The 11,322-nt window shown below is 46.6% G+C and carries 8 protein-coding genes; 2 read left to right on the top strand and 6 right to left on the bottom strand.

Annotated elements, in window-relative coordinates; all coding sequences use genetic code 11:
• Window positions 1-90: 90 nt before the first annotated feature.
• The 6 genes from I5M27_RS09590 to I5M27_RS09565 all read right to left on the bottom strand — a co-directional run bounded on the left by I5M27_RS09590 (window position 91) and on the right by I5M27_RS09565 (window position 9,919).
• Window positions 91-777 carry a potassium channel family protein gene (locus tag I5M27_RS09590; RefSeq protein WP_200505992.1) on the bottom strand — a complete coding sequence of 229 codons (687 nt, stop codon included), beginning with the start codon at window positions 775-777 and terminating at the stop codon, window positions 91-93.
• Window positions 778-789: 12 nt separating this feature from the next.
• Complete coding sequence (locus tag I5M27_RS09585; RefSeq protein WP_200505991.1) at window positions 790-2,568, bottom strand: TrkH family potassium uptake protein; 1,779 nt, start codon at window positions 2,566-2,568, stop codon at window positions 790-792.
• Between the two features lie 135 nt (window positions 2,569-2,703).
• Complete coding sequence (locus I5M27_RS09580) at window positions 2,704-4,971, bottom strand: TonB-dependent receptor (protein ID WP_200505990.1); 2,268 nt, start codon at window positions 4,969-4,971, stop codon at window positions 2,704-2,706.
• Between the two features lie 321 nt (window positions 4,972-5,292).
• A complete protein-coding gene (locus I5M27_RS09575; protein ID WP_200505989.1) occupies window positions 5,293-6,426 on the bottom strand; it encodes a class I SAM-dependent methyltransferase in 1,134 nt (377 codons plus the stop codon).
• Between the two features lie 330 nt (window positions 6,427-6,756).
• Window positions 6,757-7,341, bottom strand: coding sequence for a hypothetical protein (locus I5M27_RS09570; RefSeq protein ID WP_200505988.1), 585 nt, complete (start codon window positions 7,339-7,341; stop codon window positions 6,757-6,759).
• Window positions 7,342-7,486: 145 nt separating this feature from the next.
• Window positions 7,487-9,919 (bottom strand): outer membrane beta-barrel protein, encoded by a 2,433-nt coding sequence (locus tag I5M27_RS09565; RefSeq protein WP_200505987.1) that lies wholly within the window; start codon window positions 9,917-9,919, stop codon window positions 7,487-7,489.
• A 50-nt stretch (window positions 9,920-9,969) separates the two neighbouring features.
• Here I5M27_RS09565 and I5M27_RS09560 point away from each other — a divergent pair, with 50 nt between their 5' ends.
• Together I5M27_RS09560 and I5M27_RS09555 are read left to right on the top strand one after the other, a co-directional pair.
• Window positions 9,970-10,128, top strand: a complete 159-nt coding sequence (locus I5M27_RS09560) for a hypothetical protein (protein WP_200505986.1) — start codon at window positions 9,970-9,972, stop codon at window positions 10,126-10,128.
• 196 nt (window positions 10,129-10,324) lie between these two features.
• Window positions 10,325-11,299 (top strand): Abi family protein, encoded by a 975-nt coding sequence (locus tag I5M27_RS09555; RefSeq protein WP_234462471.1) that lies wholly within the window; start codon window positions 10,325-10,327, stop codon window positions 11,297-11,299.
• Window positions 11,300-11,322 lie beyond the last annotated feature (23 nt).

The following is an 11,322-nucleotide window of genomic DNA, read 5'->3' as shown; positions in this document are numbered from 1 at the left end:
ACAAGGTCCTTCGCCTGCGCTTCCCGAAATGCTCCAGGCAGCATGACAGAAAAAGCAATTAACAACCAGCAATTAACAATCAGCAATTCTTTACTCACTGTGCAGCATACGCTCAATATCTTTGATGAGGCCATAAAGCACCAGCACGTCGCCCGCTTCAATCACCGTTTCGGCCGAAACCACGCCAATTACCGTTTTGCTCGGCGAAGTATTGCTCCAGAATTTTCGGCTTTGGTTCGGGCGTAAAATAGTGAGAATGTTTACATTAAAATCGCTGCGAATATTGGCTTCCCGGATACTTTTGCCCACGTAACGGGTTGGCGCCAGCGCTTCCACAATGTTGTAATCTTCCGAAAGGCCGAAGGAATCGATCACGCCTTTCAGTTCCAGTTTTTTGGCCAGGCGTTCGGCGCTTTCCTGTTCGGGTCTTACGATCTGGTCTACCCCCAGGGCTTCGAGCACTTTCTGGTGAATAGGCGAAATGGCGCGGGCAATGATGCGTTTCACGCTCAGCTGCTTAAACAAAGCCGTAGTCATGACCGAAGCCCCGAAATCTTCGCCGATGCCGATCACCACAATATCGGTATCGGCGAGCGGCAGCGTGCGCAGGGCGGGCAATTCGGTGGCATCCAGGCAGATCGTATGGGTGATCTCGTTTTTGAACGCGTCTACTTTTTCCATACTGGCATCTACGGCAATTACTTCGTGGCCCATGGCGGTAAGCTGCATGCCCAGCGTAGAACCGAAATTTCCTAACCCGATGATGATGTATTGCATTGCGTTTTTAGTTTAACTGATGATGATGTTTTCGGCCGGATAATGGTAGCGTTTGGTTTTCTGGCTGGTCATAAACCCGATGATAAACGTAATGATCCCCACCCGACCCAGGAACATGGTAAGCATAATTACGGCTTTGCTGAAAGAATTTAATTCGGGCGTGAAGTTCAGACTCAGCCCTACGGTGCCAAAAGCCGAAAAAACTTCGAACGCAACTCTTATCAGATCATGCCCGGGATCAAAAAGCATGATGAGAAAAATGTTCAGCCCGATGATCATAAAGGAAAGAAAAATAACCCCGAAAGCCCGCTTTAACGATTCATTCGGCACTTCGCGGTTCATAATTTCGAGGCTGTCGCGGCCCTTGCCAATGCTTACGATATTGAGGAAAGCCACCGCAAACGTAGTAACTTTAATGCCCCCGCCCATAGAAGCCGGCGAAGCCCCGATCCACATTAAAAGCAGGTAAACCAGAATGGTAGGCGGGGCCAGCGCAGCCATATTTACGGTATTGAAACCAGCCGAACGCGGCGTAACCGACCCAAAAAAAGCCGTAACCATTTTGCCATAAACCGAGTGTTCCTGCAAGGCATTATTAAACTCCGTCAGGGCAAATAAAACGGTACCCGTTACGAGCAAAAAAGCCGAAGTAGCCAGCACAATTTTGGAATTGAGCACCAGCAGGCGTGGCCGGTACTGGTACTGATTTTTACTGAAAAGCCGGAAATAAATGTTCAGCAACCGATCTTTAAAATACTTATAAAGGTTGAACATAACCGGGAAACCCAGGCCGCCCAAAATCACGAGGCCTGCAATGGAAAGCTGCAAATTGTAATTATAGCGCAGCCGGACGTCGTAAAGCCCTTCGGAAAACAAACTGAAACCGGCGTTGCAGAAAGCCGAAATGGCGTGAAAAATAGCAAACCACCACTTATCAACTTCGCTGCCCTGGAAATGCTGGTGTTCCAGGCTCGAATAGATCAGCAGCACGCCCACGGCTTCTACTATAAACGTAAGCGTTACGATCTTGATCAGGGTGCGAAAGGTTTGCCCGATCTTGTCTTCGTTTACCAGGTTCTGCATAAAAAGCTGGTTCTGAAAAGAAGAGGTGCGCTGAAAAAGCAAGGCAAAAAAACTGGTAAAAGTCATTACCCCCAAACCGCCCAGCTGAATGAGCATCAGCAATATTTTCTTCCCGAAAGGCGTAAAATAAGTGGCCGTATCTACCACCGCAAGCCCGGTAATGCACACGGCGCTGGTAGCGGTAAAAAGCGCATCTTCTACCCCAATGCCGTTGTGCGTGGCCCGCGGCAACAAAAGCAAACCGGCCCCGGCAAAGATCAGGATCAGGAACGAGTAAATAAAAAGCAAAGCCGGGCTATAACGCGAATGGTAGATCTTGAACGTGCGCCGCGAAATTTCCAGCACAAATACGTACAAAAAAACCATGTAGGTAAACACCGAGCCGTTGAAAAAACTGATCCAGGGAATGGCCGCCAACTGTTCGCTCCGCATGAAAAACCGCATGCAAAGCGCCACCACAAAAAACAGCAGCACGGCGGTTTCGGTCAGGCGGCTTTTGCTTTCCCGGGCTTTCCAGACCACAATGGCCAGGAACCGGTTGAGCAAAGCCACAAAGAAAATGACCAGCAAATAAGAATTCAGGTGGTGAATGGCGGCTTCGGTTTCGGCGTCGTATTTAAAGCCCAGATCGTAGATCATGAGCAGAAACGACAGCAGACTCAGGAAAAAGAACGCGTAACCGGCAATGTTCAACAGCTTTTTGCGCAAGCGTTTCAGTGCATCGTATCTCTGACGAAAATTGGGACTAAGGCGCATAAACGGTAAAAAACGCTATTGATTTTAACTGAAAAAGCGAAGATACGCAAAGCTATTTAAAACGGGCCGGAAACAAGGAAAACTCGGTTATTTGCCGGCGTAATTCCATTTAAGCTGCAGCCCGGCGTAAAAATACCGGCCCGGCGCAGCGTTAAAATACCGGTTGCCGAAACCGTTCAGATCGTTGCCCAAACTGTATTTTTCATCGGTTGCGTTTTCCACTCCGCCGTAAATTTCAGCCTGAAAGTTCCTGAAAAACTGCCGCCGGAAACCTATTCGGGCGCCCGCCACCAAATAGCTATCGGCAAAAACCGTATTGGCATCGTTGAGCGGAATTTCGGAGGAATAATACGAGGTGATGTTCAGGTAAAAGCCGCTGCGGGTTTCCAGATCCAGGCCCGAGGTTAAGGTTTGCCCAGGTGAGCCGGTAAGTTTATTGCCCGAAAAATCCTGCTCGTTTTGCCGGTAATTCTGAAAGCGGAAATGGTTCAGCGCGTGGCTGCTCCAGATTTTAAGCCCGGAAACATAGCGTTTTGTATCGTTCAGAATTTCATAAGTCAGACTGGTTTCCAGGCCCTGCTGTCTGGTTTGCCCGGCATTCTGAAAAACCACCACGCCGTTTTCAGTACTCCGGCTCACGATCGTTTCCTGCAGCCTGAACCAGAAGCCCACCACATCGAAATGCAGCTTTTCTTTCAGAATACTTCCCCGGAAACCAAGTTCGTAATTCGTGCCGCGCTCGGGTTGTAAAGAAGAATTAAAACTCCCGTCCGAAGGCCGGATCTCCGCTTCTGTGGGCGCCGAAAAACCCTGGCTGATGCTGCCGTGCAGGGCTATTTTTTCAGTCAATAATTTAACCAGCGCCAGCCGCGGGGAAAATTGCGGCTCAAAACTGCGCTTATGCTGGCCAACGTTGGTTTGGGTGATATCCGAAACGCGGTTCAGTTCATATTGCAACGCCGAAACACTGCCGCCCAGCGTAGCCGTAATATTCCCGGGCAGATCGGCTTCGGCTTGGGCAAAAATAAAACCCTGCTGTGCGGTCACTTCATCGTCGAAAGACAGAATTCCAGCCATGCCTTTATTATTCTGGTAATGCCGCGAATTCACAAAGCTGCGTTGCGCTTCGGCCCCCAGACTGAACCGCGACCATACGTTGCCCAGATTGGTTTGAAGAGTAGTTTTGGTCCTTGCGCCAAATGCCTGGTTCGTGTTGCGTTCATAATCGTTGGTAAACGGATGGTCGAGAAAACTGAACACGCCAAAGACGGAGGTTGAATTGCTCCAGTTTTCATCCAAAGCATAATCCTGATTCAGGCCAATATTCAGGCCGTTCAGGTTCAGCGAAGCGTGCTGGTCTTTGTTCAGCTGCCGTGCCTGCCTCGGGTTTTCGTCGAATTGCTCTTTGGTTAAGGCACCGGGCAGTTCGTAAAAAAGTTTGGAATAATACGTGTGAAAGTTGAAGGTTTGTTTTTCCGAAGGGCGGAAATTGCCCGCCAGTAAAACCACATCGCGGTTCATGGCGCTGTGTTCGCGGTAGCCATCTTGTTTCTGCTTATCGTAGCGCACCAATAGGCCCGATCTTTCGCCACCGGTCGTGGCTGTAACCGCGTATTTCTGCAACCCAAAAGAACCCGCCATCCCTTGCACCGCCACGCTGCTTTCGCCGGCTTCCGGTTGCATGGTGTGCAGCAAAATGGTGCCGCCGGTTCCCGCCCCGTACACGCTGCCCGCCGGACCTTTCAGCACTTCTACCCGGTTAATTGTGGCGGCATCGAGCAGATTCAAAGGCAAGGTACCGTTCGCTTCTACCAGCGGAATTCCGTTCAGGTACATTTTCACGTTCCGCACCCCGAACGGCGCCCGCAAACTGGAGCCTCTTATAGAAATTCTGTAGCTAGCCGTAGCGCGTTCTTCCATGCGCACGCCGGGTATAGTATTCAGCGCAGGCACCAAAGAATTCTGGTTGAAGCGTTGCAGTTCGCGGGGCGTGAGCAAACCAATAGCGCCCGCCGTTCTCAGTAAAGGTTGATTCGTCTCATAACCGCGCACGATTACTTCTCCAACCGTTTTTGCTACCGGCTGCAACCCGATCTCGAGAAACGTTCCGGAAACCGGGATACGCAGCGAGCTGTAGCCCACTAGTTGCACCAAAACGGTATCATTTTCGCCCGAAAAAGTAAGGGTAAAAATTCCGCTTTCATCGGTAAGGGTACCGCTGGCAGAACCGATAATCGCAATGGCGGCACCGGACAACGGTTGCCGGGTTTGCGCATCGTACACCTTGCCGCGCACGTGTTGGCCGGCCACGAAAAACGGTAGGAAAAACAGCAGAAAAAGTAAAGAATATTTCATCCCGAAAAGCTTGCTTTGCATACACGTATCCGGCCGAAATGGGTTGGCTTAAGCAAGCGGTTTTGGAAAAGTTGCTGCTAAATTAGGATCGGGTTGCCCCCTTTGGAGGGGTTGGGGGGAGGACTATATATTATCCGGTCATCCCGAGCTTGCCGAGGGAGCTAACGCGTACCGAACCCGCACGAAAACTAATCTCAGACCTTGAGCGATAGGAATTTCTTGTTTCGCTCAAATTCCATAGCAGTACCCGTTAGTTTCTTCTACAAGCTCAGAATGCCCTAAACTTGTACGGAACTAAAAAGCCCTATCGGAATCATCATTCTATTTGCTATGCAGGCGGTAAAAAACGACCGCTTCCGGCGTAATCTTAGTTAATTTCTTGTTGCTGGCATCTACCAGGTTTACCTTTTCCTGTTTCTGCAAATTCCGGAAAGCCGTGAGGTAATTCGCCAGAATATAGTTTGTAGCAATGCTGTGCGCTTCATACACTTCCCGGATGGCCTGGTAATGAAAATCGCTTTTCCGTTGCGCCAGTTCCTGCGTTAAATTGGTAAGACTGAACGGGTTCAAAAAATCCGAAAAGCCGGGAATGCTGCTGGGCTGGTAATTTAAATTTACCCCGAACAAAGGCACGCCATCTTCCTGAAATTCGGAATAGGTTTGCAAAAATGCCTTCGCCTGAAAATAAGTTGCTGCGGTTTTGCCGGCCAGCACCAAATATGCCGTATTTCCGCCTTTCCCCGGTGCGTTTATTTTAAAAGTAAGCGGATGAAATGCCTGTTTCCGGAAAGCTTTTCCCAGTTCTTCCATTAAAAATTGTTCTTTCAGTTTCGGGCTTTTCTGAAGCTGAAGTTTCGTTTTGATTGCCGGAAGTGCTTCGCCGAAAAGCATTTCTGTAAAAACGCTAGGGTTTGGGGCTGAAAAACTCTTCTCCAGCTTCTTAAAATCGAAAAGCAGGAACAAGTCGGCATTGGTTTTGGCAATCGCTTCCACAATAATTTCCTGCGCCGACGCATAACTGAACGGATCGGCCACCACTAAACCTGCGACTTTTTCAAGTGTTTTTCCTAGCGTTTCGCAGGCTTCCGGTTCAGTTAAAAGCGTAATATTTCCCGGCAATCTTGGTTCTTCTTCACCTTCTTCTTCCGCCGGAATTTCCAGATTTTGCTTCAGCTTTTCGAGGTTGGTTTTAGGCGCATCGCTTAGAAACAGCTTTACAGTTTTTGCTTCATTTTCCGTAGCGTTTTCGGCTTGCTTGTAAGTTTCCTGAATTTGCAAAGCTGCTGCTTTTTCACCGTTCGTTTCGAAACCGCTTCCGATATTCAGATCAGCTAAAAGCAATGCTTCTGAAGTCTGTGTTTCCGCCCAAACCCTGAAATACGCCGGCAGCAGTTCCGTTTTTATTTCGGAAAGGCTGCGTTTGGTTTGGAAGTAGTTTGGGGTTGGAGAAAGCATAATCTTGGGAATGCAAAATTACGCTTAAACTGGCAAAAAGTCTGCTATTCTTTTTGCTTGCTTATTTGCTGGCGCGAGCTTGTAGCTCGTGATCATTTAAACTTCTGCAAATAAAAAAGGCACGAGCTACAAGCTCGCGCCAGCAGGGTCTTCCGCAGGACGACTGCAAAGCATTAATCAAACAAGCCGTCTCTGACGGCGCTGCTCCACGCGGACAAACATTTCTGGAAAGTTGGTGATAGCGCGGGGAAGTCAGAGACTTCCTTTTTCATTTAAAGTTTGCAGTCCTCCTGCGGAAGACTACAAACAGCGGAGATAAATATTTTAGCACTAAAAAGCGTCATCAGGTAACGCTTCAATTTTATCTATTTTCCAAAAGCTGGAATTTTCTGATAAGGCAAACTTTAATTTGTAGACTAATTCAATATTTGCAGTTGCGCTATCAGATTTCAGAATTGTATTACGAATTTTTGCAGTTTCCACTTTTGAAAGGCTTTCGTCAATTTCATGGGTATTTAAAATTAAATCAAATCCTAAACAATCAATTTCACCTTCTTCGATTTTTTCTTCCAGTAAGCTCTTATTACAATCATTAAAATATTGTTTTAAGTTGGCTAAGTAAGCATCTGAAAGGTAACCACTAGCTCTAAGTTTCTCAATAAAGAGATTCACATTGTCGAAATTAACTACATAATATCTATCATTCTTTTCCTTGGTAGCAAAATCAATTTGCGACAACTCTTTATAGTTATCTCTGTACCAAATCAAAAAATGTTTAATTGTGGAATCAACTTTTTGCTTTTGATTTGACGATTCATTTTGAATCTCATCATTTTTTCGTGTCTCAGTAATTCCTTCTTTTGAATTACAGCCAATTATAAAAAGAAAGCACAAAGCAACAGCAATATTCTTCATGTATAACTAAATCATTTAGATAGAATTCAAGTTTAACTCAATAATATATTCTAACAAATCATTTCTCAATAAAAAAAGCAGCTCCATTCCTAAAGCCGCCTTTTACTTTTTCACCCCAAAACGCTACCGCTTTGCCCTAAAAAACTCAATTCCCCGTCCGGCGCAATTCTTCCAGGCTGTTATTTCTGCGTTTCAGTTCAAACTTTTCGCCGCGGCTGAAGCGGTAGCGCAGGTTTACCCGAAAGCTTTGCATGCCGAAATACTGATCGAAGGCGTTGATGTTGCCGTCGAAATTGGCTGCGCCAACTACCCAACGGGTTTTGAAAATGTCGGTTACGTTTACCGATAGGTCCAGCTGGTTTTTCATAAAAGAACGTTTCAGACCGGCATCTACCCACCAGTTCTGTTCAATTTTATACAAACCGTAAGCCGAAGGTCCCTGGTAACCGCCATTCACTTCCAGCCGGATATCTTTCGGCAGTTGCAAACTGTGGTTCGACTGGGCAAAGAAAAATACCTGTTCATTCTGGCGGTGCTTTTCGGCCAGGAAGATCGTGTAGTTCTGGTACTCCAGGTTCAGGTTATTGCTCACCTCCCATTTCGGCGAAATTTTTACCGGCAAGACCAGCGTAGCATTCGCGTTTTCGAAATTATCGACGTTGCGGGTTTGAAATTCCGTGGTTTTATTTTCATTGTTCTGCAACGGGATCTCCGCCATAAAACCGGCCGTGTTGGCGTAACCCAAGATCAGAGAATACGCATCTTTATAGGTTTGCGTAATCTGGAACGAGTTGGTGTACTGCGGTTTCAGATCCGGGTTGCCTTTGGCCCAGCTATAGGGATCGAGGTAAAAAATAAACGGGTTCAGGCTGTTGTAACCGGGGCGGTCCAGGCGGCGGCTGAAGTTGTAGTTCAGCTGATACTTGTCGCTGACTTTATGCTGCAAAAAAACGCTCGGAAACAACCCGAAATACTTCCGGTCTTTGGTATCGTTAAGCGTTACCGAATGCCCTTCCGCCACGGTTTGTTCGGCGCGCAAGCCCGCCTGCACCTGAATTTTGTCCGACAGCGTTTTCTGGAAGTTCGTGTAAGCGGCATAAATATTTTCGGTGTAAATAAAGTGATTGCTGCGCAGCGGATCCGGCGTTTTCCGGCCGTCTTTTACCAGGTAAAACTGCAGATCATTGTCCGAAACTACGTGGCTGGCCTTGGCGCCTAATTCCAGTTTGCCATTCTTCCATACCGGACGCGCGTAATCGGTTTTCGCCGACCATATCTGGTAACCCGAAGGATTATTGCTACCCAACTGATCTAAAAAAGCGGGTCCAGAAAGATCGGCCGGCTGGTAGTAATTCCGGAAATCGCCGCTGCCTTTGAAGAGCAGGTTGGCGTAATCGAGATCCGCCGAAAGCGTACTTCCCAGGGTATCTAATTTGCCGCTGTAATGCAGGTTAAACGTGCCGTTGCCGAATTTCTTCTGCGTATGGTTTCGGGCCTGGATGAACAGGTCATTTTCCGGAGAGCCGGTGCGCAGGTAAGAATCCGTATCGAAGTCGGTTTCCTGGTCCTGGTACGTGAGGTTAGCCATAACGCCGAGGCTGTGTTTTGGCGAAATTTCATAATCGGTGCTCAGGCGCAGATTAGGTATAAACGTAGCGCCGCCTTCTTTGCCTTTCTGCATTAACGTTGTAATGTTGCCTTCCTCGTTAAAAGCCCGGTGCATGGTATTGGTGCGCACACGGGTCCGGCGCGAAACATCGAGCATGGCCGCAGAACTCCACTTGCCTTTCTTGTAATTCAGGTTGCCGCCATAAGTATATCCGTGCATGGTATTGTTCTGGTAACCTGCGTAAACGCTACCGTTAAAGCCCGACAAACTGTTCTTTTTCAGGTTCAGGTTAATGATTCCGGCTGAGCCTTCCGCGTCGTATTTGGCCGAAGGATTCGTAATAATTTCCAGGTCTTTGATATTATCCGCCGACATGCCTTCCAGGAACGTCTGCAATTCTTTCCCGCTCAAATACGTCAGTTTGCCGTCGATCATTACTTGCACGCCGGCTTTTCCGTTCAGCTGAATGTTGCCGTCCTGGTCCAGCCAAACGCCGGGCGCTTTGGTCAGAATATCGTAGGCGCTGCTGCCGGCTGCCATGGCAGTTCCTTCCACGCTCATCACCATTTTATCGGGATGAGTGGTTATGGTGGGCCGCATGGTTTGCACGGTTACTTCTTTCAACGTTTGAGCATCTTCTTTCAGCACCAGTACCCCAAAATCCCTGCTGAAATTCTCACCCGAAACCACAAAGCTTTCCGATTCGACAGGCTGAAAACCCAGAAAAGTGCAGCGCAAAAAGTACGTACCCGGCGCCGGCGTTTTCAACTGAAAGTTTCCTTTTTCATCGGTCATGGTACCGGTTTTAACGGCGCCGGTTTCCTGCAGCACCAAAGCCACGTTTGCAAAGCCTACCGGGTTGCCTTTGCCGTCTTTTAAAGTTCCTTTCAGCAAACCGGTTTCCTGGGCAAAGGCTGGCGAAAGCGCGCAACATATAAAAGCGAAAATCAGCAGATAGCAGTTTTTCATAAAGAAGAATTTAGCAGATACATTATTTCGCCAGCCGGTATTCTACTTTTATGCCAGAAAAGGATACCGTTTTTAAAATCCTGAATTTAAATGAATTACAAAAAGCCAGTTTTTCTAAGATGTTCGCTTCCGAACAGTACGGTTTTATTACCTGTCCGCGTCCGAACGGTACGGGCAGTTTGCTGAGTGAAGTATGGATTCGGGTTTGAAAATGCAGGAAGAATTAGCTCAGCTTAGATGCGCCTGTTTGAAATTGCGAGGTTATTGCAAAATCTCGCAATTTTTATCGAGTAACAAGATCCTTTGCGATAGAAGTTTGAAAACAATATTGCCTGCATAAAGAAACTCTAACAGGAAAGAATCTGTTTTAAAGAAAACTCGTATATTTGCACCAACAGTACCCGCTTGCATACCATCAGAACTGCAGGCGGGTCATTTTTTTTTATAGCTATGGCAAATAAACCGGCATTTACCATACCTGAACAAATTGTCTTGCTAAAGAAACGAGGTATGTTGTTTCACAATGAAGCACAGGCCGAGCATTTTCTTAAAAATATCAGCTATTATCGCCTTAAGGGTTATTGGTGGGATATGCAGGAAGATTTTGGCACTCATCAGTTAAAACCAAACACCTATTTTGAGGAAATCATAGACCGGTATAACTTTGACCGCAAACTCAGACTTATTCTATTCGATGCAATCGAAAGGATTGAAATAGGGTTGCGTACCAAAATGATTTATCATTTGGCTTTACAATATGGGGGCTTATGGTATTTAAATTCTTCCATTTTTGAAAATACTGGTTTTACTTTGCCCAATGGAACCTTCAAGACCTACCACCAAAACACAATAGATGAATTAAAAAAAGAGTTTGCCCGTAGTCAGGAAATTTTTATAAAAGACCATCGGCAACGATATAATAATATCGAACCAGATGCATGGAAGATGTTGGAAGTAGCCTCCTTGGGCACCCTATCTAAGTTATACAAAAATCTTAAGCATCAATTGCCTGAAAAGGCCATTATTGCCCGTGAAATGGGGTTGAATTTACATAGTGAATTATCGAGTTGGCTAGAGGCAATTACGTACGTTAGAAATATTGTAGCGCATCATTCCAGACTGTGGAGCAGAACGATGGTTAAAAGGCCTAAGCATGAGCTAGAAAACCCAATCGGTCAATGGTTTGTCAAACCTATTACTGATGTTCAAATCAAGAAACCATTTTTAATCATTTCCTGTCTGATTTATTTGTCAAATATTGTAACACCTGGCCATCATATAAAAGAGGAAATTTTAGCTCTGATTAATTTAAATCCGGAAATTCCTGTTTATAAGTTAGGGTTTCTAAACAATTGGAACAAAGAACCGCTTTGGAGTTAGCAAAACAAGGTATTAACAAAAAA

This window comes from Adhaeribacter terrigena, from assembly GCF_016623615.1.
GTDB classification, from domain to species: Bacteria; Bacteroidota; Bacteroidia; order Cytophagales; family Hymenobacteraceae; genus Adhaeribacter_A; species Adhaeribacter_A terrigena.
This window is presented reverse-complemented; position numbering and strand designations above follow the sequence as displayed.